Here is a 24,873-nt window from a genome sequence, read left to right as displayed (position 1 = left end):
TCATTCGCTCAACACGCAGCCGCTGCTGACCTGAATCGTCAGCAGCTCGCCATGTCCGACTTCCACCTGAAGCAACTGCTCACGGGGTAAGCCTCGGGCCTGCGCCAGCAACAGGCGCATCACTCCGCCATGACTGATGAGTAACACGCGCTCACCGGCATAGGCCTGATGCAGACGCTCCACCGCCGTCAGTACCCGCGCGGAGAACGCCGTCAGCAGTTCCCCCTTCGGCGGGGTAAACGCATAAGGATTGGCCCAGAACAGACCCAGGCTTTCGCCGTCAGTCTCCATCAATTGCGCAGCGCTACGCCCTTCCCACTCACCAAAATGCAGCTCCTGCAGATCCGCCTCCAGGTGCAGCGGCAGTGCCAGCTGGCCAGCCAGCTCTTCGGCGAAGCGTGCGCAGCGTTGCAGCGGCGAGCTGACGATCCGATCCCACGGCCCGGACCCGGCAACCGCCGTACGCATCTGCGCCCAGCCAGTGTCTGTCAGTGCGTCGTCCAGGCTGCCACGCAGACCGCCGCCCATCTCGGTTTCGCCGTGACGCAACAGATCCAGGCGCAAGGTCATGCCGGACGGTCCGCCACCGCCGCTTCAGCGAACGTCGCCATGCCGTTATGCAGCTCGCAGGCCAGACGCAGCAAGGGTACCGCCAGCGCCGCACCGCTGCCCTCGCCCAGGCGCAAGCCGAGGTCGAGCAGGGGTTCGGCCTGCAAGCTTTCCAACAAATGCCGATGACCCGGCTCGGCACCACGATGGCCGAACAGCAGCCAGTCACGAACCGATGGATTCAAGCGCACGGCGACCAAGGCCGCGACGCTGCAAATGAAGCCGTCGACCAACACTGCAACACCTTCCTGAGCACACGCCAGGTAGGCGCCGACCAGCGCTGCAATCTCAAAACCGCCCAGACAGAACAGACTGCGCAGCGGATCACCGGCGTGTTCAGCGTGCAACGCCAGCGCGCGCTCGATGACCAGAGACTTGTGCGTGACGCCCGCTGCATTCAGGCCGGTGCCTGGCCCGACCAGCAACTGCACCGGGCTTTCGAGCAAGGCGCACGCCAGCGCGCTGGCTGCCGTGGTGTTGCCGATGCCCATTTCACCGCCGATAAACAGCTCAGCGCCGGAGGCGAGCGCACGGCGCACGCTGTCGCGTCCGGCCTCGAGCGCGAGCAAGCCCTGCGTCTCGGTCATCGCCGGCCCTTCAACGAAATTCGCTGTGCCCGCGCCCAGATTCAGATGGCGGACACCCGGCAGGTTCAGCGAAGAGACCGTACCCAGATCCACCACTTCCAACTGTGCCGAGAGTTGCCGCGCGAGCACGCTGATCGCCGCGCCACCGGTGACGAAGTTGTGCAGCATTTGCCCGGTGACTTCCTGCGGGAAAGCCGAAACCCCTTCGGCGACCACACCATGATCGCCGGCAAAAATCGCGATCCACAGGTTGTCGACGCAGGGTTTGAGCCGCCCCTGCAGGCCAGCAAGCTGCACGGCCACCGCCTCCAGCTGCCCAAGGGAACCAGCCGGCTTGGTCAGCTGTTGCTGACGCGCAAGAGCATCTTCACGCGCCTTGGCATTGACCGCCTTCGCGGGCTTCAGCCACCAGGAATTGCTCATATTGCGGATCCTTTCAAGGTCAAGGGCAGGCCAGCGACGGTCAACACCACACGCTGACAACGTTCGGCCAGGGCTTGATGCAGCCAGCCGGCCTCGTCGACGTAACGGCGGGTCAGTTCCCCGAGGGGCACCACGCCCAGCCCGGTTTCGTTGCTGACAAAAATGATTTCACCGGGCAGCTCGGCAAGGCACATCAGCAGCGCCTCGCGTTCGAGGGCCAGGCGTTCGGGGTCTTCGAGCATCAGCAGGTTGGTCAGCCACAAGGTCAGGCAGTCCACCAACAGGCAGCGCTCGTTATCGGCGTTTTCTCGCAGCACGCGGGCCAGTTCGATAGGCTCTTCAATCAGGCCCCAATGTTCAGGACGGCTCTGCCGATGCAGGGCCACGCGCTGGTTCATTTCGCCATCGAGTGGCTGGCTGGTCGCTATATAAAGGACATCGAGGCTGGTTTCGGTAGCCAACCGTTCGGCGAGCCGGCTTTTGCCGGAACGGGCGCCACCCAGGATCAGTTGCAGCATGTCAGTTGCCCTCTTGTTCAGAGTTGCCGAGGCCACACAACCTTCTCAGCAGTGGGCCATCCAGGTGGTTTTCCACTAGATCCGCCAGACGCTCGATATCACGCTCACGCAAGGCGTGGTAGTCGACCTGTTGCACATTCTGCAAACCGGCCCAGCGCAGTAGCGCGCTGCACGCCGCCGGGGATTCGAACACGCCGTGCAGGTACGTGCCGAGGATCTGCCCATCGGCACTTTGCGCGCCATCGCTACGTCCGTCATCCAGACGCACGGCAGCCTTCTCCAGCGCCGCGCCCGTGGTCACCCCAGCGTGAATCTCGTATCCGCTGACCTCGGCCTCTTCCAGCACGAGCCGGCCACGCACATTGCGCAGCTGCTTCTCTTCTTCCAACACAGTGTTGATGTCCAGCAAGCCCAATCCGGTACTGGAACCGGGCGCACCTTCGAGCCCCAGCGGGTCATGCAGCTGTTGACCGAGCATCTGCAGGCCGCCACAGATACCCAACACCTTGCCGCCATAACGCAGATGACGCGCGATGGCGGTGTCCCAACCGTTGCTGCGCAGATAAGCCAGATCGCTGCGCACGCTTTTCGAACCCGGCAGGATGATCAGGTCCGCGGACGGAATCGGCTGGCCAGGGCCGACGAACTGTAGATTCACCTGCGGATGCAGGCGCAGCGGATCGAAATCAGTATGGTTGCTGATGCGCGGCAATACCGGCACCACCACGTTCAGCACCTGCTCGACCTTGTCGGTCTGGCGCTGATCGAGACCGTCTTCGGCCTCCAGGTGCAGATCCATCACATAGGGCAGCACGCCGATCACCGGTTTGCCGGTGCGCGCTTCCAGCCAGTCGAGACCCGGTTGCAACAGGGCGATATCACCCCGGAAACGGTTAATGACGAAACCTTTGACCCGCACCTGCTCACTGGGAGACAGCAGTTCCAGGGTGCCGACCAGATGAGCGAAGACTCCGCCACGATTGATATCGGCGATCAACAGCACCGGGCAATCCACCGCTTCGGCGAACCCCATGTTGGCGATGTCGCCCGCGCGCAGGTTGATTTCGGCAGGAGACCCGGCGCCTTCGACCATGACCACCGGGTAGGCCGCGCTCAAGCGTTGATGCGAAGCCAGCACCGCTTGCATGGCGATCTGTTTATAACCGTGATACGCCACCGCATTCATGGTGGTCACCGCGCGGCCGTGAATGATCACCTGCGCGCCGGTATCGCTGTTGGGCTTGAGCAACACCGGGTTCATGTCCGTGTGGGGCTCAAGCCCTGCGGCCTGTGCCTGCACGGCTTGCGCTCGACCGATCTCGCCACCGTCAGCCGTGACTGCGCTGTTGAGCGCCATATTCTGCGGCTTGAATGGCACCACGCTGACGCCTTGACGGGTCAACCAGCGGCACAACGCCGTCACCAGCGTGCTTTTACCGGCATCAGAAGTCGTGCCCTGCACCATCAGGGTGGTCATGGCAATTCCTTGGTGTATTCGCTGAGCGCCAGTTCGAGCCGCTGCCAGTCCGCTTCTTCAGCCGGCAAGCCAAAACGCAGGCTGCTGTCGTGCGGGCTGCCGCTGTCCAGAAACAGGCGCAGCAAAATGCCGCGCCGGGCGCAAAAGTCATGCAGTTGGGCGGCATGAGGTGTGATCAGCCATTGAAACAGTGCACAGCCACCCTGAGGTTTCAGGCCATACCGAGTCAGCAGTTCAACCAGACGCACGCTGGCTTGCTCGGTACGCACGCGTTGCTGACGATGCCCTTCGACATCGCTCAGGCACATTTGTCCGAGCACCCGTGTCGGTCCGCTGACGGCCCAGGGGCCGATCTGTCGCGCCAGCAATTTGAGCAGCCTCCGCTCGGCGATGACGAACCCCAGGCGCACACCCGCCAGACCGAAGAACTTGCCGAACGAACGCAACACGATCAACCCGACGCGCGGGGCTTCGGCGCTCAGGCTCATCTGCGGTGTGTTGTCCATAAAGGCTTCATCAACCACCAGCCAGCCACCGCGCTGGGCCAGATGCGCATGCCAATCCAGCAAACGCTCGGGGGGGATATTCAAGCCGGTGGGATTGTTCGGGTTGACCACCACCAGCACATCGAGGTTGTCGATAAAAAAATCCACTTCATGCTCGAGCACTTCGCGAACCAGAAAGCCATTACTGCGCCAGGCCTCGGCATGTTCGGCATAACAGGGCGACACCACGCCGACCTTACCCGAACGACGCAAACGCGGCAGCGCCTGGATCGCGGCTTGCGAACCGGGCACCGGCAGTACCCGGGACGCGCCATAGTAGGCGCAGGCTGCCATTTCCAGACCGTCGTCGGTTTCCGGCAAGCGCGCCCAGGCCCGCGTCGGGATCTCCGGGATCGGCCAGGGCCACGGTGCGATGCCGCTGGAAAGGTCCAGCCAATCAGCTTCAGCGATGCCGTAGTGCAACGCCGCACCGCGCAAGCGACCGCCGTGTTCAAGCATAAAATTCAGCCCCCACGCACAAGACCAGCAACCACAACCAGACCCCGCGCCGGACCAATTGCCAGCCGCGATCGATCGACCGAGCATCAGCAGGCGCACCCTCGCCCAATCGCGGACGCTGATGCAGTTCACCGTGATAAATCGCCGCCCCACCCAACTCCACGCCCAGTGCACCGGCACCGGCCGCCATCACCGGCCCGGCGTTCGGGCTGTCCCAGGTCGGCGCCTGAGAGCGCCAGCAACGCAGGGCCAGGCGCGTTTTTCCCAGCAGCGCGTAGGTCAACGCCACCAGCCGCGCCGGAATGTAATTCAACACATCGTCGATCTTTGCCGCCGCCCAGCCAAACCGTTCGAAACGTTCATTGCGGTAACCCCACATGGCATCCAGGGTATTACTCAAGCGATACAGCACCACCCCCGGTGCACCGGCGACGACAAACCAGAACAGGGCGGCGAACACCGCGTCGCTGCCGTTTTCCAGCACTGACTCAGTGGCGGCGCGGGCAACTTCGGTCGAATCCAGCTCTGCCGTCTGCCGGCTGACCAGGTAGCTGACCCGGCGTCGCGCTTCGTCCAGATCATCGCTGCGCAGGGCCTGCGCCACCGGCTCGACATGTTCGCCCAGACTGCGCAGGCCCAGCGCGCAATACAGCGCCAGAATCTCCACCAACCAGCCTATATAAGGCAGCCAACTGAAAAGAGTCACCAGCAATGTCAGCGGGATGACCGCAATAAACCAGGCCGTGACGCCATGACTGCGCCAGCCACGCCCGGCCGAATTGAAACGTTGCTCGACACGATCGGCAAAGCGCCCGAACGCCACCAGCGGGTGCGCCCGTTTCGGCTCGCCGAGCAGCGCATCCAGCGCGACCCCGGCGACGCTCAGTAACGCCACGCTCATCGACTCACTCCCCAGTGATTTTCATACAACAATTCGCTCAACGGACGCGCCTGCGCCCAGCCTTCAAGTACCAGCATCGGCGCCGGGTAAAACTCGGCCACCGGTCCCAGGCACAGAATCGCCAGCGGCTTGGCCCCGACCGGTATGCCCAGCAGGTCGGCCAGCGCCCGCGGCTCGAACAGCGAAACCCAGCCCATGCCCAGCCCTTCGGCACGCGCCGCCAGCCACAGATTCTGAATGGCGCAGGACAAGGACGCCATGTCCATTTCCGGCAAGGTGCGTCGGCCAAAGATATGCCGCTCGCGGTCATCCATCAGCGCCGCGACCAGCACTTCCGCGCAATCGTTGATGCCTTCGACCTTGAGCTTCATGAAATCATCGGAACGTTCACCCAGGGCTTCGGCCGTGCGAATCCGTTCCTCCTCGACCTGCGCCTGAATGCTCGCGCGCAACGACCGGTCACTGATGCGAATAAAGCGCCACGGCTGCATCAGCCCGACGCTGGGCGCCTGATGCGCGGCCTCAAGCAAGCGCGCCAGCAGCTCCGGGGCCACGTCGCCACCGATGAAGTGACGCATGTCGCGACGCTCGGCAATCGCTCGATACACCGCCGCACGTTCGTCGGGGCTGAAAGCCAGATCATTCATGGTTTGAAAAGCGCCGCAACCGCTTGAGGGTTGGAAGGGAAATAGAAGTGTACGTAAGACGCCGTCATGCGTCCGTCGCGATAGACCGCCTCGGCACCACGCCCCCCGTTGGGGCTCAGGCCACGGGCGATGGGTTGCAGCTCAGTGTTGGTCAGCGAGTGGTGATAGGTATGTCCACGCAGCAAGCCTTCCGGCAATTCGACCGCTTGCAAGGCCAGCGCCGCCAGACGTTTCTGCATCACCGCTTCGCCAGCCAATAGCCCCACCAACTGCGCACGCTGGCCCTCGACATCGGTCAAGGCATCGAGCAGGTAAAGCATGCCACCGCACTCAGCCAGCAGTGGCTTGCCTGCGGCATGATGGGCGCGGATGGCGGCCAGCATCGGCAGGTTTTGCCCCAGCGTCAGATGGTGCAACTCCGGGTAACCGCCCGGCAGGTACAGGCTGTCGGCTTCAGGGATGAGCGTGTCGTGGATCGGCGAGAAGAACGACAACTCGGCGCCCATGGCCCGCAGCAAGTCAAGGTTGGCGCCGTAGGTGAAGGCGAACGCCTCGTCCCGAGCGACGGCAATTCGTACGCCCGCGAGCAAGGGTTCGGCATTGACGATGTCGGGCGCAGCGAATTCGACTGCGGGCGGCAAGGCCACCTCGCAGGTACTGGCCAATGCGGTAGCCGCCGCGTCGAGGCGCGCGTCCAGATCATTCAGTTCGCTGGCCTGGACCAGCCCTAAATGGCGGCTGGGCAATTCGATCCCGGTTTCCCGCGACAACGCGCCATACCAGCGCAACCCCTCAGTCAGGCTGCCTTCGAGCAACTGCGCATGGCGCACAGTGCCCACGCGGTTGGCCAACACCCCGGCAAACGGCAGGTCCGGTTGATAACGCGCGAGCCCCAGGGCCAATGCGCCGAAGGTCTGGGCCATGGCCGTGCCGTCGATCACACCCAGCACTGGCACACCGAAGTGACGCGCCAGGTCTGCGCTGGACGGCGTACCGTCGAACAATCCCATGACCCCTTCAATCAGGATCAGGTCAGCCTCGCCAGCTGCTTCCCATAACAAACGACGACTTTCATCGGCGCCGACCATCCACAAATCCAGCTGATAGACCGGCGCACCGCTGGCACGCTCGAGAATCATCGGGTCGAGAAAGTCCGGGCCGCACTTGAATACCCGAACCTTGCGCCCTTGATTGCGGTGCAGACGGGCCAATGCGGCGGTCACGGTGGTCTTGCCCTGACCGGAAGCCGGCGCGGCAATCAACACCGCCGGGCAGTGACGCGGCTCTCTCATGAAGGGTTACTCATAGTTCGATGCCTTTCTGGGCGCGGATACCGGCCTGGAAGGCATGCTTGACCACGGCAATCTCGGAAACGGTATCAGCCAGGTCGATCAATTCAGGTTTGGCGCCACGACCGGTCACCAACACATGCTGCATCGGCGGACGGCCTTGCAGATCGCTGAGCACCTGCTCCAGATCCAGGTAGCCGTGCTTGAGGGCGATGTTCAGTTCATCGAGTACGATCAGGCCGATGCTCGGGTCGCGCAGCATCTCCCGAGACACTTCCCAAGCGGCTTCAGCAGCGGCGATATCGCGCTGGCGATCCTGGGTTTCCCAAGTGAAGCCCTCGCCCATGACGTGATAACGCACCTGCTCGGGAAAACGGCGGAAGAACAGCTCTTCGCCCGTGCTGTTGCGACCTTTGATGAACTGCACCACGCCACACTGCATACCGTGGCCCATGGCGCGGGCGAGCATGCCGAAAGCGGAACTGCTTTTGCCTTTGCCATTGCCGGTCAGCACCAGCAACAGGCCGCATTCATTCGGCGCGCTGGCAATGCGCTCGTCCATTACGGCTTTTTTACGCAGCATGCGCGCCAGATGGCGTTCGTCACGTTCGGGGGATTCGTTCATCTCAGCTCTCCGCTTGAGCAGGGCACGCGAAAGCAAACGGAAGGCACAGAAATTGACTGCCAGCACGGCCAAAAAGACCCTGCGCAGAGCATCGCCCGCCGTGATGCTGTTGGATGGATCAGGCCGGTCTCCGGACTCATGAGTGGGTTCCCCCTGCTGCGCGCCTTCCCACATCACCTAAGACGCAGTGGCTAAATACACAGCTTCGACTCATTTACCGTTGCGGGGGCAGCGCCGGGATCGATCGCTTGACGCGCCCTCACCGGCTTCCCTGTTTCACTCCGCCAATCATCGATTGCGGAGCACCTGAAACACGTCGCGAAGGGTAGAGGGTTGGGGGTAGAGCGTCAATCAAAGCGCCCTCTGCTTTGGCCGAATAAAGCTGTGCAAGGCGACAAACTGCACTTGGCGCACGATCAACCAGAGAACAATCCGACATAACTCAGGGATTCATCTGATATCTAGATAGTTTGAATCTTTAATACGCTGGGGTTCCCTTCAGACAGGCCCTCCCCATGCCCCGTCACAGCGACCTGCGTTACACCTTCGAACCCGCCTCGGGCGTAGCGTTCGAGGTGGTGGCCTTCACCTTGAAGGAAGGCCTGTCCCGGCCGTTCCATCTGGATATCCAGCTGTCCAGCAACAACCCCAAGGTGGACTTTGGCGCGGTGCTCGACCGGCCTGCGCTGTTCACCATCTGGCGTGGCGAGCAGCCCGTACGGCGGGTGCATGGGCTGATCAGCCTGTTCAATCAGGGCGACACTGGCTTTCGCCGTACCCGTTACCGCGCGGTGGTTGAACCGACCCTGGCCCGCGCCGACTTGCGCTCGAACTGGCGGATTTTCCAGCAGCAAAGCGTGCCGCAGATCATCGACGCGGTGCTCAAGGCCCAGCCCCTGACCGACCGTGAGCAATTCGTTGGCACCGCGCACGAGCCTCGTGAGTATTGCGTGCAGGTCGGCGAAACCGACCTGGCGTTTCTCGCCCGTCTGGCCGCCGAAGAAGGCCTGCTGTACCGCTTCGATCACCGCGCCGATGGCCATCGCTTGATCTACACCGATAAGGTGCAAAACCTCGGCGCCATCGGCCGCAAGGAACAGTGCCAGGTGCTGTACCAACCCACCCCCGGCGGCGATCAGCCGGAACCGGCGCTGTGGCGTTTCGACTACACCGAACAGGTACGCACCGCGCGCCAGGTCCAGCGCGACTACACCTTCAAGCACTCGAGCTACGCCCAGGAGCACGTCGCCGAAGGCCGTGACCACGAGCACCAGCAACGTGATTACGAGCGTTTCGATTACCCCGGCCGCTACAAGCGCGATGAAGCCGGTAAACCCTTCACCAAAACCCGCCTGGCCGCCTTGCGCCGCGATGCGCGCATCGCCACGGTCGAGGGCGACGACGCCCGGCTGCAACCCGGTTTGGCGTTCGACCTGATCGGCCATCCGCGGGAAGAGCTGAACATCCGCTGGCGCCCGGTGTTCATCGAACACCACGGCACCCAGCTCACCAGCCTGGAAGAAGAAGCGGCGGGCAGCGAGCAGAGCACCACCTACCACCAGACCGCCGAACTGGTCACCGGCCTGACCGACTGGAAAGCCGAATTGCATGACAAACCACGCATCGACGGCCCGCACATGGCCACCGTGGTCGGCCCGCCGGGCGAGGAGATTTACTGCGACGAATGGGGCCGGATCAAGGTCAGTTTTCCCTGGGATCGCGCCAGCCAAAACAACGAACACAGTTCCTGCTGGATCCGCGTGTCCCAGGGCTGGGCCGGGACCACCTGGGGCGCGATGGCCATTCCGCGCATCGGCCAGGAAGTGCTGGTTGAGTACCTGGACGGCGACGGCGACCAACCGATTGTCAGCGGTCGCACCTACCGCGCCGACAACCTGCCGCCGTATCCGTTGCCGCAACACAAAACCCGGATGACGATCAAAAGCCAGACCCACAAGGGCGAGGGCTTCAACGAACTGCGTTTCGAGGACGAAAAGGACCAGGAAGAAATCTACCTTCACGCGCAGAAAGACCAGAACACCGAGATCAAGAACAACCAGAGCACCTTCGTCGGCCATGACGAGCAGGTCACTATCGGCCACGACCGCCGCCATGAGGTTGGCCAGGATGAGTTTCTTGCCATCGGCCGCAGCCAGACGATCCAGATCGACCAGGACCGCAGCGAAAGCGTCGGCGGCAACCGCCAGGACAAGACGGCTGTCAACCACGTGATCGAGACCGGGGGGAGTGTCGAGCACACGGTGCAGGGTCACCATCGCCTTGAGGCAGGGCAAGCGATCGAGCAGAAAACCACCGTCTACAAGGTGCAGGCCGGACAAAGCCTTGTGCTGCAAGGCCCTGCGGGCAGCATCACCCTGAACGATGCCGGAATCATCCTGGACGCTGTGGCGATTCAAGTTAAAGGCCCCATCAACATGGTGTCAGCGGGTGGGGGCAAGACCTTAGAGCTTTCAAGCCTGGTGACGTCAAGCAATGCCAAGGATCGCGTCTGCGGACTCCGTGCTAACGGAACCTGCCTTAGCATTCCCTGCCACTGCATTCACGGGAGTGGGAAAGCATGACCTCGACGATCGCTGACGCCTGGCCACGTAAAACCATTCGGACCACCGCAGAACCCGCCTGGCCCGATGTGTCCGAACACCACCACCCCTGGCTCTGGCTCAACGGCGCCAGCCTCGAGACCCTGGAAGACGAGGTGCGGGCGATCACTCGCCGCTTTGACCATCGCTGGCTGTGGCGCGGCACCGATTGGGAGTACACCGACCCCGGCTACCGTCACGGCCCGCTGCTGGTGCCGTTGGACGCCGCGCTGCTCAAGACTTACCTCAGCACCTGGGCCCCCTCGGCACACGGACTGATCCTGCTCGGCCCGGCCGATGGCGACACCTTGGTCAGTCACTTGCAGAACCTGCGCGTGTTCACCGCCGCCGACGGCAACCTGGCATTTTTCAGCCTGGGCGCCTTCCGCCAGCTTGAAGAGATGGCTGAAGGTTTGTCGGCCGGTCGGTTGGCTGAGCTGCTGGGGCCGATTCAAGCCGTGATCTGGCGTGCGGGTGACGGCGACAGCCTGTCGTGGTTGCGTGTCGACAATCCGTCGGCAACCCCTTCGGGCCTGCGCGCCACTGTTGCTTTCACCTTGAGCGAAGACGACGAGGCCGCCATCAATCAGGCCAGCCATGCGTGGTTCTTGCGTGATGCAGCCCGGCAGTTTGCCCAGCAACAACCCGAGCGAGCCCATGCCTTGGGGCCGCAGGAACTGGCCCGGCAACTGAACATTTTTGTAAAAGAAGCCCAGGGTCTCGGGCTGAGCCGCGAAAGCGCCTTTAGCCACTACGTGCGGCTGCGCTTGAACAACCCTCAGGACGCGTTCATCCACGACAAACCGCTCAGGGCCATCCTCAATCAGCGTCAGCACGATGATCGCCTGCGTTTATTTGAAGCTGAACACCGCTTGCAACAACTTGCCGCCGCCTCGGCCTAAGGACAGACCATGTGCCACCTCCACAAAAAAGCCCTGCAACCGCCTCATCCCAGTGAACCCAAGTTTGGTCGGTTCCTCAACGACCCGGCCTGCCAGCGCTGCGTGCCGATCTACCCGTTGCGCTATGCGATAGCCGACGTGCCATACGAAAGCAGCGCCTTACCCCAACTTGGCACCCGCGGCTATCCGGCGCTCAAGGGCGGCAAGCATTACGGCCTGCGCCTGTTGCGCCCCGGCAGCTATGTCTACCTGTTCTACTTCAAAGACGGACGCATGTGGACGCAGCACTATCAGGTCACCGAAAACGCCCTGTTCGCCGCGCTGTGGTGGGGCGACAAGGACTATGACGATGTCACCCCCGGGCGCCATGCCAAGCCGCATGTCATCGGGGCGACGGCGTATATCCCGGCGCCCGTGGCCAGCACCGCCGACAGCGTCTGGCTGATGGTCAGCGACGCCCTGCTCAGCCATTGCACACTGTGGCAGATCGAGCAGGACAGCTACCAACTGCGCAGCCTGCTGGCCACCCCCGTCAAGCCCACAGGCGGTGCCGAACAAAAGCACAGCTTGCCGGCCTCCCACCTGGTCGCGGTCGCCCCCGAGCTGAACGTTCCGCCGTCGCTCATGATTCGCCAGCGCTCGTTGCAGATCCCCAGCGCCAGCCCCCTTCAGTGGAGCGAAAGCCAGCCGCGCGCGGTGAGCGCCGGGTACATCAATCAAGAAATGCGCCTGGCCCTGCGCCACGACAAGGAAGTGGTGGCACTGGCGGTGGTGCTGCAAGACCCCTTCGGCATTACCAGCGAACTCAACCATCTGGCGACCACGCTGGTGCAGGCCAAGGCTAAATTCGCCGCCGACAACGCGCACAAACTCAGCAGCGCGCAGTTGATCAACGGCTATTTCCAGCAGGCCAATACCCCGGCCCAGGCCCAGACGCTGGCCCGGCAACAAGCGCTGGTCAAGTTGAGCGCCGCCCAGAGCTTTCCGGCGCTCTACAAGGCGCAGCTCAACACCTTCGACACGCCGATCGAAAACGCCGTCGATGACGCCATCGCCTGGGTCATCCTCTGCAACCCCGGCAAGCCGCTGGAACTGGCCCTGCGTTGCTTCGACCTGAACGTGATCCACAACGCCCGCGGCTATGAGGAAGCGGTGTTCCAGTGCCTCGGCGCCCTGGTGCACACCCGAGAGGGCCGACGCATCCTCGGTGCCCTGATCGACTCACCGGCTCAAGGCAGTCACTACTGGCGGGCCGTGACCCTGGGCAATCTGGGGCTGCTGGCACGCCTGAACAACACCCTGACCGTGAGCAAAGGCGTGTTCGAGGTCGTCAACAACTACCTCGAAGAACACGCCGCCACCCCGGCCACCAATGCCCTGATCAGTCTGCTGCAAGCCGTTCCGACCTCACACAGTGCCGACATCATGATCCGCCGCCTGCGGCATGTGCTGGAAGTGCGCTTCAACGCCACGCTGATCCAGCACGAGGTCAGCGCCGCCCAGTACCTGCGCTTCGCCCGCGAGCTGCAAGGCTATCAAACCCTGGGGCCGGAGCTGATCGCACGCTGGAACCTGCCCGCCGCCGCGCCCATCGTGGAACAGACCTTCAGCCTCCGGGTGCCGATCTACGAATGGGTCAAGGTCGGGGAAACCGACTACGCGGTGATCGATAAAGCCCCTGCAAGCCGCCCGGCGCTGCCACCCAAACGGGCGATGCCGCTGGAAGGGAATCCGTTGATCAGGAGTCTGGAGAAATTGCGCGGGCCGGCGGGGTATTTGTTTACCGGGGTGGGTGGGGTTCTGGCGGTGATTGGGGTGGTGCAGGCGAAGGAAGCATGGGATCGAGAGCAGAATGTAGCTAACTTTATCAGTCGGGCTGGTGCAATTTCGGCGTTGATTGGCGCAGGTATGGAGATAGGTGCTGCGGGAATTATCATCGCTAACAAAACCAAACCTACTTTGGTGGAATTGGCTACTGTTGGTAAAAGATGGGGAGCTCGGATCGGCGCTGCCGGTACTGCCTTGTATGCACTTTCCGATGGGATCAAGGCGATTAATGCCGCCAATGATCTCAACGCGGAACAAGCTCATATGTACTTCGGCGCAGCCCTCTCGGGTGGAACAGCAGCCGGCGCTGGCGCAATGCTTGCGGGTGGATCATCGGCAACAGCAATCTCTGCCGCCATTGGCATCACGCCTGTGGGCTGGGCCGTAATTGTGTTGGTCGCTCTTGGTTCAGGTATTTACTTTGCCTTGCGGGCTGACGATACCAAACACGGGCCAGTCGATATTTGGCTCAAACACAGCGTTTGGGGGCTGCATGGAAAACACTACACTCATCAACAGGAACTGGAAGCGTTCTACAGTCTGCTCTACCGTCCCCGACTGAGCGCCCAGTGGGACAAGTCCTTTGGTTATGACGTCGGCACCCTGACCATCAATTGCCTCCTACCCAATCCCTCGGTGGAAGAACGGTTTGTTTCGGATATACGTGTCACTCTTGATGGGCAGAACCTTGTACGAGTCGAAGGCCCCATCGTGTATGCCGCCGGCACTAGCCCTATCGACTATCGCCGCCAATATTTGATAACGCGCGGGGCAACACTGGGAGCAGAACGCAGCTGGGCCATATCGATGCATGAAAATGCACAAGTCGCAGTGGAGTATTTGTACCAGCCCAACCCTAGCGAACAACCGGATTTGGTACTCACTCAGCCCAGTACACCAGCGTCACTAATATTTACATCTAGTGGATGGTTCAGCGACCCCATTGACGAGGGGCAAGTCGCACCTGTGGCGGCGCCGAAATGAATAAGATGCATATCAAACGGCTACCTAAGAGCCTGCGTTTCGGTGCAACGAAGTTACATCATGGTTACTCCACTGGGATTCCTGCTCAACCATTCGGCGTGCGACGCCTTAATGAGCGATGCTTGGAGGTTTGCGCGTTTACGAATAGCAGTCGTACATCGGATGCCAGCTTTATTGGTTTCTCAATGGTGATTGCTGGTGGATTTTCTGCTTTCGTATGGGCAACCACTAAATCGCCAGTAGCAAACGATCTCTTGGCTCTGATCATCATCACTCCTTGGACTTTAGTTTTATTGGCATTGGTAGTTTTTATTCTGCGCGGAAACCTCCGCAGTCGTGGGGCCTTTATCCGTATACATAGAGACACACGCAAACTTTACTATGTTAGCCCTGACGAAACACATTTACATATATTGGATTGGGATCAGATAGAGCCGCTAGCTGGTTACATTCCCGTGGTGTCTGCTAGTGTTTACACCTCCTATCACCCACTCTATCTGATCGGTGTTGATTGGGGACTGCCCAAGCCCGCAGAAATCTGCATCTCTTGTGACAACGACGCTGGTTATGACGACAGCCGCGCCAAGGCACTTTGGGAGTACATTCAGCACTTCGTGACGTTCGGTCCACAGGGACTTCCCAAACCGGCTCTGCCACTGCCGGAGCTCACACGTCGACAGGTAACGCTCAAGCAACTCCATGCTTGGAAAGCGTCTTTGCGCCAAAGCCTATCCACACCACGTGGCTGGCTTTGGGCGCCAATCATGCTGCCTTTGCGTTTGTGCTGGCTGGTTTGCTGGGTATTCCCTCACTGCTTCGGTGAGTTCATCCAGTACAACGTCCCTTACACACCCTTCCCGAAAGAAATCGACGACCTCTGTGGCTTCACCGAAAAACGTAAACCCGTTATCCGGGTCAACGGGAAGATCGTCGATGAATGAGTGCAGCAATTACCTACCCCCGAACGCCATGATGGGTGATCGATTTGCTTGGGATATACGTATCACCCTCGACGACCAGCGTCAGTGCCTTGTGACACTTGGCGCGATGCGCAGTTGGGCTATCGCCATGCATGAGGATGCACATGTCGCGCTGGAGTATCTGTACCAGCCTGATCCCAATGAGCAACCGGATCTAGCCCTCAGCCAACCGGGTGCACCGGAGCCGCTGATATTTACTTCAGGCGGTTGGTTCAGCGACCCCATCGATGAAAGTAAGGTAGCGCCCGTAGAAGCGCCAAAATGAATAACGCGACTATCAAGCGTCTGCCCAAAAGCCTGCGCTTTGGCGGCACCCGCCTGCGTCACGGTTACTCCACTGGCGAAGCGCCGCAGCCGGATGGTGTGCGGCGAATTAACGAGCAATGTATTGAGCTGGAGACGTTTGCCAACTTAACCCGGAGTGGGCCAGCCATTTTTATAGGTATGTCCGCAGTAGTTGCATTGATAGCATCTATTTCGATGTTGTTAATGATGAGAGGAGAAACCATCACCCCCAACACACTTCTCATGATTGTGTTGAGTCCGTGGATTTCGTTGCCTATAGCCTTTGGAATGCTTTTTCTCAGTGGCTCTCTCCGCAATCGCGGCGCCTTCATCCGCATCCACCGTGGCACCCGCAAGCTCTACTACACCTTTCCGGGCAAGAAACATCTGCACGTGCTGGACTGGGACCCGCTCGAAGTGCTGGCCGGTTATATCCCCATCGTTTCTGGCAGCGGCTATGCCTCTCGGCATCCGTTGTATCTGATCGGTGTCGATTACGCTTTGCCGCAGCCTGCGGAGGTCTGTGTGGCGTGCGGCAACTTGGGGGTTTTTGATGGTGACCGCTCAGCAAAATCGCTATGGGAATACCTGCAACTGTTTATGGCCCATGGCCCACAAGGCCTGCCCGGGCCGCCAGGCCTTCCACCCCGAATGACCCGCAAACAGGCGACGTTCCGGGGCGTTCACGAATGGAAGGCCGCCTTGCGCAAAAGCCTCTCCACGACACGTGGACGGCTGTGGGCGCCGATCATGCTACCGCTACGTGTGTTGTGGCTGCTGTGGGATGTCTTCCCCGAGTGCCTGGCTGAATTTATCCAGTACAACGTCCCTTACACACCGTTCCCCAAAGAAATCGACGAGCTCTGCGGTTTCGCCGAAAAACGTAAACCCGTTATCCGGGTCAACGGGAAGATCGTCGATGAATAAGTGCATGACTCCTACCCCTGCCAGACTCATCAGTGGGTTTTCCCCAATGCGCGCTTTCCCATAGCCCTGAGACACAGTGGCTCATGCGCAGCTTCGACTCATTCACCATGCAAGGCGACAAACTGCACTTGGCGCAGTGATATCAAAAAGCCATAATTATGACGTCAAAAATAATAAGGGAGAGCGTCATGCGTGGATTGATCATCAGCAACCCCAGACTGGAATTCCTGCGCCCTGCCCTGGAGCGCTGGTTCGATTGCATCGATCGCTACAACCAGATCATAGGCGATGGCGAATGCGCTCACTGGTTCGACGAACGCACCAATCTCGGCATGCTCTCTAGCGCGGCGTGGATGGCGGAAATGGTCACGCTGGAGCAGGCCCCCAGCAAAAAACAGCGTGAAGACGGCGACCGCAACGGCCGCAACGATCTGTTTATCGCGACACAGGAAAATAAAGCTTACATTCAGGCCACGCAACGCTGGCCACGCTTTGGCGCGCTGGACCTGACGCCAGCGCTGCTGGACGCCGTGAGTGACGCGAAGAAGGTCAGTTACGCCAGCCACCTCAAGCTGGGTTGCCTGTTCGTCACCCCTTGGAAACTCAAGCAGAGCGCGAGCCCGGAAGAGCTGGAAGACTTGGTCGATGACCTGCAAAAGCAGAACGCCTGCGCCATCGCCTGGTATTTCCCCTACGGCTATCGCAAGTTGCACAACGATGAAGGTCAGTATTTTCCCGGTGTGGCGCTGATGCTGAAAGAAGCCTGATAGCCGCGACTTCCCCGATTTTCTGCAGATGGATCGAACTCAGCCCGGTCCATCTCGCACCGTCGACTAATCTTGCTAACTGTCTACCCCGCCATAACTGTTGAACCTCAACGGTTCAACCTCCTCTATCTCTATACGCGCGCCTGGTTTTTCATGGAGATTGATCATGTTCATACTCAGACCCTTGCTGGCAGTGCTGCTTGTACTGACGGCCGGCCTTGCTGCCTGCAGCGAGACGGCCACCCTGCAGGTGTCGGACGGCACCGGCCCGACGCCGAAGCTGCCGGAACCGAACAAGCCCCTGATTCCTACCGTGAACATTGCCCCGGCCGTGGGGTGGGCCAAGGGTGCAAAACCCATCGCTGCGCCGGGCACCCAAGTGGCGGCCTTTGCCGAAGACCTGGACCACCCGCGCTGGCTGTATGTGCTGCCTGACGGCGACGTGCTGGTCGCCGAAACCAACTCGCCGGCCAAGCCCGATGACGCCACAGGCATTCGTGGCTGGATAATGAAAAGTGTCATGGGCGGTGCCGGGGCCGGTACACCGAGCGCCAACCGGATCACACTGTTGCGCGACAGGGACCATAACGGAGTCGCTGAAACCCGCACCGTGTTCCTGAAAGACCTCAATTCGCCGTTCGGTATGGCCTTGGTCGGCAACGACTTTTATGTCGCCGATACCGATCAACTGCTGCGCTTCCATTACGAAGATGGACAAACCTCGATTACCGGCAAACCGACCAAAGTGACGGACCTGCCCGCCGGGACGATCAATCATCACTGGACCAAAAACGTCATCGCCAGCAAGGACGGTAAAAAGCTTTACGTCACCATCGGCTCCAACAGCAATGTCGGGGAAAACGGCTTGGATAAGGAAGAAGGTCGGGCCGCGATCTGGGAAGTCGATGCTGCGACGGGTGCGCATCGGATCTTTGCCTCCGGCCTGCGCAACCCCAATGGCATGGATTGGGAACCGCAGACCGGCAAACTATGGACCGCCGTGAATGAGCGCGACGAAATCGGCAGCGATCTGGTGCCCGATTACGTCACCTCGGTACAGGACGGCGCCTTCTATGGCTGGCCGTTCAGCTATTTCGGCCAGCATGTGGATGTGCGTGTTTCACCGCAGAACCCGGAATTGGTGGCCAAGGCCATTGCTCCGGACTACGCCGTCGGCCCCCACACCGCGTCACTGGGCCTGACCTTTGCTGATGGAAAATCGCTGCCAGCGCCATTCACCCACGGCATGTTCATTGGCCAACACGGCTCGTGGAACCGCAACCCCAAAAGTGGCTACAAGGTGCTGTTCGTGCCGTTCAGCAATGGCAAACCCAGTGGCATGCCTGTCGATCTGCTGACCGGCTTCCTCACCTCGGACGACAAAGCCCAAGGCCGTCCGGTGGGCGTGGTCAACGATCAACGCGGTGGGGTGTTGGTGGCGGACGATGTCGGGAACAAAATCTGGCGGGTGACGGCGGTGAAAACACAACAGGCGTCTACTGTGGCACCTTGATGGCGGCGTGTCAGGCGATGAAGATCTACGGATTGTTACGCGCCAAATGCTCCGGCTGAATCACTCGCTTGGCATTGAGATATGCTTTTTGCCAGTAGGGTTTGTCCAGCCGGTCCAGACGCACTGTACCGCCCGTGGCTGGCGCATGTACGAAGCGCCCTTCCCCGACGTAGATCCCGGCGTGGCTGACCACTGAGCCGCCTCCGGTGGCAAAGAACACCAAATCCCCTGACTGCAAGGCGTCGCGACCGATATTCGGCGCGCTCATGCTGATCATTTCGTGAGTCGAACGGGGCAGCGCGATGCCCGCCGAATCACGGTAGACGTAGCCAATCAAACCACTGCAATCAAAACCCGAATCGGGGGTGTTGCCGCCCCAGCGATAGGGCGTGCCTACCAGACCCAATGCGCGAATCAGCACATCTTCGGCGGCAGGAGAGGAGTATTCGGAAGGGGCAAAAACCACAGGTTGAATAACCTGTGGTTTGGCAGGTACTGGAGCATGGCTGGCGCACGCACCGAGCAGTGCAGCCAACAATCCAATTGACCCAAGGCGTACCGAAATCGACATAAACACAACAACCTGATCTGGATGCGGCTTACTCTGCCGAGAGCCGGAATTGCGTGCAATAAGCCCAAGGCTGTTTACACGCTCCGGTAATTACTGGTGTCGGGTCTGGATTGTAGTCGGAGCCATCGCTAACGCACGCTTGGCTTCGATAAAGGTTTTCTTCCAGTAGGAGTCGTCCAGGCTATCGACTCGAACACCACCGCTACGGGTGCTGCTGGAGTGGATGAATTGATCATCGCCCAGGTAGATACCGGCGTGGCTGACACGGCCGCGACCTTTGGTACTGAAGAACAGCAGATCGCCCGGTTTCAGGTTGTTGCGAGCAACCAGCGGAGCATTCAGGTTGATCATTTCGCGAGTGGAGCGTGGCAGGGTCATGCCCGCCTCTTCACGAAACAGGTAACCGATGAATCCGCTGCAATCGAAGCCGGCTTCGGAAGAACCGCCTGCACGGTAACGGGTACCGATCAGGGACATGCCGCGCACAAGGATGCTGTCGGCAAGAACCGGCATATGGTACGGCTTGCTGTCGGCAAACTCGGCCAGTTCTTTCTCGGTGATCAGCTCTTCCGACAGCACGGAATCAGATCCGTCGGCCATCTGAGAAGAACGTACAGACTGGGCTGTAATCGAGTTACGAGCCTGGTTCTGGGCTTGCTGCTGTTGCGAGGCGGGCATCTGGGCCGCGCAACCAAAAAGTAGTGTAACCAGTGCGAGAGGCACGAGGGGTGCGAAGCGAGCTAGCATGGGCACGACCGTGGCTGATATGTAAAGAAGTCGAGACTATGCCTACTATCATCCTCATTTGCAAATTCAATCGAACTAGATGTGACTTATCAGTTCCTCCAGAACTTCTAAGGCTCTACACCCGAGAAACACATCCATGCCTGCGCTGTGGTCCGTCCGCGCCGGATTTATCTCGGCGGTAAAGCCTCCGGACACCCGCGTACGCAGGACCGGCTCGTGAATATACGGGAAGCTGGCCGTGGTGCCGATGCTCAACACGGCATCGAAACCCTTGTCCATTTCCTGATACAAAATCTCCAGCGCCCGCTCGGGCAGCATCTCCTCGAACAACACCACTGGCGGGCGCAGAACCCCATGACACTGCTTGCACAACGGCGGCAATGGCCGTTGCAGGTGCTCGCTCAGCTGCGGATCGACAGCGCCACAGGACTGGCAAAACAATGGTGCCAATTGCCCGTGGATCTCGATCAAGCGTTCCGGCGGACTACCGGCAGCACGGTGATAGCCGTCGACGTTCTGCGTCAGCACCCAGCACTCGGGTTTGAGCCGCTGGAGCTGGGCAATTGCGTAATGCGCGGCGTTGGGCTGCGCGCCCAGGCAGGCTTTGCCCAGCTCGGCAATATATTTCCAGCACAGTGCAGGGTCGCGACGCAGCATCGGGCCGGACAAGGCCATTTCGATGGGCAGCCCGTCCTCCGTCTTGCCGTTGTACAGCCCGCCGATCCCGCGATAGGTGGGCAAGCCCGAATCGGCCGACAAGCCGGCGCCGGTAATGATCAGGATGCGCTGGGCGTGACGTAGCGCCGCCGCTGTTTGCAACAGCAGATCGCGCGCTACCGGCTCCGTCACCAACCCAGCGTCTCTTTCAGGAAGGGAATGGTCAGCTTGCGCTGCGCTTGCAACGAAGCCTGGTCGAGACGCTCCAGCAGCTCGAACAACGCGCTCATGCTGCGGGTACCGCGCGTGAGGATGAAATGACCGACTTCATCGGTCAGGTGCAGGCCACGGCGCGAGGCGCGCAGTTGCAGGGCGCGCAGCTTGTCTTCATCGGACAGCGCACGCATCTGGAACACCAGGGCCATGGTCAGTCGCGATTTGAGGTCGAGGAGTTTGACCGGCAACTCCCGGGGCGACTGAGAAGCCGCGATCAACAACCGACGACCACTATCGCGCAGGCGATTGAACAGGTGGAACAACGCCTCTTCCCACTCCGGCTTGCCGACCACCGCTTGCAGGTCATCCAGACACACCAGTTCGTACTGTTCGAGGTTATCGAACAGCTCGACACCCTCATCGATCACGTCAGCCAAAGGCAGATAGACCGCCGGCTCGCCCATTTGCTCGAAGCGCAGGCAAGCGGCTTGCAGCAAGTGAGTGCGCCCCACGCCGTCCTTGCCCCAGAGATAAATCAGGCTTTCGGTCCAGCCAGCATCGGCCTCGCACAGCCGCTCGACATAGCCGAGTGCTGCGGCATTGGCGCCGGGATAATAATTGACGAAGGTGGCGTCATCACGCAGACGCACACCCAAGGGCAGCTGAATCGGTTTCATGCTGGCTGAACGGCTCAAGCGAACCGTTAGGGGCCTCTGTGTAAAGTGTGCAAAGTTTATACCCGTGACGCTGGGCGCACAATGCGCGAGCAAAATCAAAGGTTTGCGTGGACCTGACACACCACGCCCCCTGTACAGGCTGTGTGAAAACCCCAACAGAAAACTGAACTGCATGTTCGTACGTCAATTCTGAAATAGATCGGCTGTTGGACAGACCTGAATTTCACGTAGGAACGCGATTTTCAGGTCAGTTTTTAATCAGTTAATCGGTCGCGGAGGTTTTCACACAGCCTGTGTAGGAGCGCGCTTGCCCGCGATCCGCTTGACGCGGGGTGTCAGATACACCGCCATCGTGGCGGGACGCGTAGTTGCAAGCGCGCTCCTACAAAGGTACGCACCTACAAATCAGGATCTTCCATCCTGCTGTAAATATCCGATGCTTTATATAAGTCATGCATATGACGCACCAGCACCATGATGACGGCGGCCACCGGCAGCGCCAACAGCACACCAGTGAAGCCGAACAACTCACCGCCCGCCAAAATGGCGAAAATCACTGCCACTGGATGCAAGCCGATCCGGTCACCCACCAGCAACGGTGTGAGGACCATGCCTTCCAGGGCCTGGCCAATCATGAACACCGCAACAATCCCCATCATCGGGTACAGATCGCCGCCAAACTGGAATAGCCCGGCAATGATTGCGGCACCGATGCCGATCACGAAGCCCATATACGGCACGATGGCCGCAAGACCCGCGATGACACCGATCAACAAGCCCAGTTCCAGGCCCACCAGCATCAAGCCAGCGGCATAGATCACGCCCAGCGCCACCATCACCAACAACTGGCCGCGAATAAAGGCGCCAAGGACTTCATGGCATTCGCCGGCCAGCTTGACGATCTGACCTTCGCGATGACGCGGCAACAGGCTGCGAACCTTGGCCATCATCACGTCCCAGTCGCGCAGCAGGTAGAAACACACCACCGGGATCAGCACCAGATTGGTCAGCCAGCCGATCAGCGCCAGACCGGACGCCGTCGCCTGAGCCAACACTATGCCGACGATATCGCTGGTCTGACCCATGTGCTCGGAAATGGCCGCCTTGACCTTGTCGAACTTCCAGAAACCATCCGCCAGGCCCAGTTTGGCCTGAGCCCATGGCAGCGCCGTGTGCTGCAACCAATCGAGCATCTGCGGCGCCAGCTCGTACAGCCGGAACAACTGCTTGGCCAGCATCGGCACCAGGACCAACAGCAAGGTCATGAACACCAGCGTGAACAGACCGAAAACCACGACCACACCCAAGGTCCGTGACATCCCGGCTTTTTCCAGCCGATCCACCAATGGATCAGCCATATAGGCCAACAACAGCGCCACCAGAAACGGTGTCAGGATCGGGTGCAGCAAGAACACAAACACGCACAGCAGGGCAACCCCACCAAGCCAGAACCAACGATGTGAGCCAGCCATTACCGCCCCTTGAATCAAAAATGAAAATCTACAGACACACCGCGCTGCTTGGTTCGCAGGCAAGCCTGCTTGTGCAGGCTGTGTGAAAACCCCAACAGAAAACTGAACTGCATGTTCGTACGTCAATTCTGAAATAGATCGGCTGTTGGACAGACCTGAATTTCACGTAGGAACGCGATTTTCAGGTCAGTTTTTAATCAGTTAATCGGTCGCGGAGGTTTTCACACAGCCTGTGTGGGAGCAGGCTTGCAACTACGCGTCCCGCTGCGAAGGCGTCGTCACCACCGGAAATTCAATTGCGGCAATGACGGCGGCTGCACCACCGGCGTAGCGCCTCCGACCACTGGCTGAGGCGCTGCCACTGGGACCTCGGCCGCCGGCACTTCCTGTAACTTGGCCAGGGACAATTGCGAACGAAGTTGCTCGGCACTGCCGCTGACCTCGTAGGTGATGCGATCGCCATCCACCGATTTCAGCTTCGCGCCAAATGGATCGAGTAGCCGACCCAATTGGGCATAGCGCTCCAGCGTCATGCCTTGCACTTGCAGCACCAACCCGGTCGAAGTACCCGGCTTGGCCACAAAGCGCGGCGCTAGACGTTCGCTGACCGCCAACAGCACAGCGTCGGCCAATGCCCCGCTGTCCGCGCCGGTGGCCGTGCCTTGTTCACTCTGCGTGCCCAACCACAAACGCCAGGTACCCTGCCATTGGCCGTTTGCTTCGCGTGCATGGACCGCCAGCAAGGCATCGGCGCCATAACGCTCGGACGCGGCCTTCAATGGCGCAGGGTCGCTGCCTTCAAGATTCTTCGCCGTCCCGACGCCCTGCTCGCTCAGGTCCGCCAGCGGCAAACGCAACGGCAGACCACGGTGTTGAGCCGCGCGACGCAAGGGTGCGGCCGCAGCCTGTCCGTCGCCGATAAGATTGGAGCCATCGGTCGCGTCATTCAGCCACCAGCCAAGGATCGTCGGGCGATTAGTGCCCCATAACGACAAACCCGCCTGATGCAACGAACGATCAGTGCTGACCGGATCGAAGTCTACCAGCAAGGATTCCGGCGGACCGGCTTCGTAGCCATATCGGCTGATGATCTGCTGCGGATCCTTGCGCAGCGCGGCCAAGCCAGGGCTTTGTGCGGCCTTGGCATCGCCCGTCAGTCGCAGGACCAGCGTTTCCAACGCGCGCTGGGTGGCCTGATCGCGCTCATCAGGGGTTTGCCCACTGACCGTTTCACGCACCTGATACAAATTGCTGACGGTTTCAGCAAAGCTCGGCAGACTGAACAGCGACAAGCAGCCTACAAATAAAAGTTTAGAAAGACGCATGGAAGGTTCTCGAAGGGCAAAAATCGACATGAAAAAGACCGCGCGAAAACGACTGATGTGGTTGAGACCACACATCGGGCCGAATCATTCCCGCAAAATCATAGCTACACCTTATACAGCCGCCAGCAAACGAGCCAGCTTGAGCGCAAGCGTCGATTATTTTCCACTCGATAAGCCTGCCCGTCGGCCTAAGGATGGCCGCTGCCCTGTAAGCCTGATAAAATCGCGCGCCTTCGCAGACTGACGATGGCAGTGGCCTCTGAACATGCAGCGTTTTCGAACGCGACACGTTTCGAGAGGCCCTGTCGCTTCGGTCGATTCCCCGAATCCCCCCTAAAGGCCT

Annotated in this window: 23 protein-coding genes and 1 riboswitch; of the genes, 8 read left to right on the top strand and 15 right to left on the bottom strand. The window is 60.4% G+C overall.

What is annotated here, in order from left to right:
• The 9 genes from cobC to cobO are packed head-to-tail and all read right to left on the bottom strand — an operon-like array spanning window position 1 to window position 8,080.
• Window positions 1-570 (bottom strand): alpha-ribazole phosphatase family protein, encoded by a 570-nt coding sequence (cobC, locus tag AC1MEE_RS01650; RefSeq protein ID WP_480413485.1) that lies wholly within the window; start codon window positions 568-570, stop codon window positions 1-3.
• Entirely contained in the window at window positions 567-1,619 is a 1,053-nt protein-coding gene (gene cobT / locus AC1MEE_RS01645; protein WP_480413484.1) for a nicotinate-nucleotide--dimethylbenzimidazole phosphoribosyltransferase, read from the bottom strand. The genes cobC and cobT overlap by 4 nt, the downstream gene beginning before the upstream one ends.
• Window positions 1,616-2,137, bottom strand: coding sequence for a bifunctional adenosylcobinamide kinase/adenosylcobinamide-phosphate guanylyltransferase (cobU, locus tag AC1MEE_RS01640; RefSeq protein WP_480413482.1), 522 nt, complete (start codon window positions 2,135-2,137; stop codon window positions 1,616-1,618). The genes cobT and cobU overlap by 4 nt, the downstream gene beginning before the upstream one ends.
• A gap of 1 nt (window position 2,138) precedes the next feature.
• Entirely contained in the window at window positions 2,139-3,614 is a 1,476-nt protein-coding gene (locus AC1MEE_RS01635) for a cobyric acid synthase (protein WP_480413481.1), read from the bottom strand.
• On the bottom strand, window positions 3,611-4,618 hold the full coding sequence (cobD, locus tag AC1MEE_RS01630; RefSeq protein ID WP_480413480.1) for a threonine-phosphate decarboxylase CobD: 1,008 nt from the start codon (window positions 4,616-4,618) through the stop codon (window positions 3,611-3,613). Before cobD ends, AC1MEE_RS01635 begins: the two co-directional genes overlap by 4 nt.
• Complete coding sequence (cbiB, locus tag AC1MEE_RS01625; RefSeq protein ID WP_480413479.1) at window positions 4,611-5,519, bottom strand: adenosylcobinamide-phosphate synthase CbiB; 909 nt, start codon at window positions 5,517-5,519, stop codon at window positions 4,611-4,613. The genes cobD and cbiB overlap by 8 nt, the downstream gene beginning before the upstream one ends.
• Entirely contained in the window at window positions 5,516-6,166 is a 651-nt protein-coding gene (gene bluB, locus AC1MEE_RS01620; RefSeq protein WP_480413478.1) for a 5,6-dimethylbenzimidazole synthase, read from the bottom strand. Before bluB ends, cbiB begins: the two co-directional genes overlap by 4 nt.
• Window positions 6,163-7,458 carry a cobyrinic acid a,c-diamide synthase CobB gene (locus tag AC1MEE_RS01615; RefSeq protein WP_480413477.1) on the bottom strand — a complete coding sequence of 432 codons (1,296 nt, stop codon included), beginning with the start codon at window positions 7,456-7,458 and terminating at the stop codon, window positions 6,163-6,165. The genes bluB and AC1MEE_RS01615 overlap by 4 nt, the downstream gene beginning before the upstream one ends.
• Window positions 7,459-7,468: 10 nt before the next feature.
• Entirely contained in the window at window positions 7,469-8,080 is a 612-nt protein-coding gene (cobO, locus tag AC1MEE_RS01610; RefSeq protein WP_480413476.1) for a cob(I)yrinic acid a,c-diamide adenosyltransferase, read from the bottom strand.
• Window positions 8,081-8,184: 104 nt separating this feature from the next.
• Window positions 8,185-8,405: riboswitch (cobalamin riboswitch) on the bottom strand.
• Between the two features lie 190 nt (window positions 8,406-8,595).
• Between cobO and AC1MEE_RS01605 the strand changes: the two genes are divergently transcribed.
• The 8 genes from AC1MEE_RS01605 (at window position 8,596) to AC1MEE_RS01570 (ending at window position 18,865) form a co-directional block, all read left to right on the top strand.
• Entirely contained in the window at window positions 8,596-10,662 is a 2,067-nt protein-coding gene (locus tag AC1MEE_RS01605) for a type VI secretion system Vgr family protein (protein WP_480413475.1), read from the top strand.
• Window positions 10,659-11,582: a DUF4123 domain-containing protein gene (locus tag AC1MEE_RS01600; RefSeq protein ID WP_480413474.1), complete on the top strand. Its 924-nt coding sequence runs from the start codon at window positions 10,659-10,661 to the stop codon at window positions 11,580-11,582. Before AC1MEE_RS01605 ends, AC1MEE_RS01600 begins: the two co-directional genes overlap by 4 nt.
• Window positions 11,583-11,591: 9 nt before the next feature.
• On the top strand, window positions 11,592-14,393 hold the full coding sequence (locus AC1MEE_RS01595; protein WP_480413473.1) for a toxin VasX: 2,802 nt from the start codon (window positions 11,592-11,594) through the stop codon (window positions 14,391-14,393).
• A complete protein-coding gene (locus tag AC1MEE_RS01590) occupies window positions 14,390-15,334 on the top strand; it encodes a hypothetical protein (protein WP_480413472.1) in 945 nt (314 codons plus the stop codon). The genes AC1MEE_RS01595 and AC1MEE_RS01590 overlap by 4 nt, the downstream gene beginning before the upstream one ends.
• Window positions 15,327-15,638 carry a hypothetical protein gene (locus AC1MEE_RS01585; protein WP_480413471.1) on the top strand — a complete coding sequence of 104 codons (312 nt, stop codon included), beginning with the start codon at window positions 15,327-15,329 and terminating at the stop codon, window positions 15,636-15,638. Before AC1MEE_RS01590 ends, AC1MEE_RS01585 begins: the two co-directional genes overlap by 8 nt.
• Window positions 15,635-16,585 carry a hypothetical protein gene (locus AC1MEE_RS01580; RefSeq protein ID WP_480413470.1) on the top strand — a complete coding sequence of 317 codons (951 nt, stop codon included), beginning with the start codon at window positions 15,635-15,637 and terminating at the stop codon, window positions 16,583-16,585. Before AC1MEE_RS01585 ends, AC1MEE_RS01580 begins: the two co-directional genes overlap by 4 nt.
• 188 nt (window positions 16,586-16,773) lie before the next feature.
• Window positions 16,774-17,352, top strand: coding sequence for a hypothetical protein (locus AC1MEE_RS01575; protein WP_480413469.1), 579 nt, complete (start codon window positions 16,774-16,776; stop codon window positions 17,350-17,352).
• Between the two features lie 166 nt (window positions 17,353-17,518).
• Entirely contained in the window at window positions 17,519-18,865 is a 1,347-nt protein-coding gene (locus AC1MEE_RS01570; RefSeq protein ID WP_480413468.1) for a PQQ-dependent sugar dehydrogenase, read from the top strand.
• A gap of 25 nt (window positions 18,866-18,890) precedes the next feature.
• Here AC1MEE_RS01570 and AC1MEE_RS01565 read toward each other — a convergent pair whose 3' ends face one another.
• The 6 genes from AC1MEE_RS01565 to AC1MEE_RS01540 form a co-directional block, all read right to left on the bottom strand.
• A complete protein-coding gene (locus AC1MEE_RS01565) occupies window positions 18,891-19,436 on the bottom strand; it encodes a C40 family peptidase (RefSeq protein WP_480413467.1) in 546 nt (181 codons plus the stop codon).
• Window positions 19,437-19,526: 90 nt separating this feature from the next.
• A complete protein-coding gene (locus tag AC1MEE_RS01560; protein WP_480413465.1) occupies window positions 19,527-20,183 on the bottom strand; it encodes a C40 family peptidase in 657 nt (218 codons plus the stop codon).
• Window positions 20,184-20,258: 75 nt separating this feature from the next.
• The gene (locus AC1MEE_RS01555; protein ID WP_480413464.1) at window positions 20,259-21,032 is read right to left on the bottom strand and encodes an NAD-dependent deacylase; all 774 of its coding nucleotides are present in this window, start codon (window positions 21,030-21,032) and stop codon (window positions 20,259-20,261) included.
• Window positions 21,029-21,733 (bottom strand): DnaA regulatory inactivator Hda, encoded by a 705-nt coding sequence (hda, locus tag AC1MEE_RS01550; RefSeq protein ID WP_480413463.1) that lies wholly within the window; start codon window positions 21,731-21,733, stop codon window positions 21,029-21,031. The genes AC1MEE_RS01555 and hda overlap by 4 nt, the downstream gene beginning before the upstream one ends.
• A 398-nt stretch (window positions 21,734-22,131) precedes the next feature.
• Window positions 22,132-23,205: an AI-2E family transporter gene (locus AC1MEE_RS01545; RefSeq protein WP_480413462.1), complete on the bottom strand. Its 1,074-nt coding sequence runs from the start codon at window positions 23,203-23,205 to the stop codon at window positions 22,132-22,134.
• 278 nt (window positions 23,206-23,483) lie between these two features.
• A complete protein-coding gene (locus AC1MEE_RS01540; protein ID WP_480413461.1) occupies window positions 23,484-24,530 on the bottom strand; it encodes a DUF2066 domain-containing protein in 1,047 nt (348 codons plus the stop codon).
• Between the last annotated feature and the right edge of the window lie 343 nt (window positions 24,531-24,873).

The sequence above is a fragment of the Pseudomonas sp. ASL3 genome (assembly GCF_056680425.1).
The sequence above is the reverse complement of the archived record's forward strand: the minus strand, read 5'-3'. Positions and strand labels throughout refer to the sequence as shown.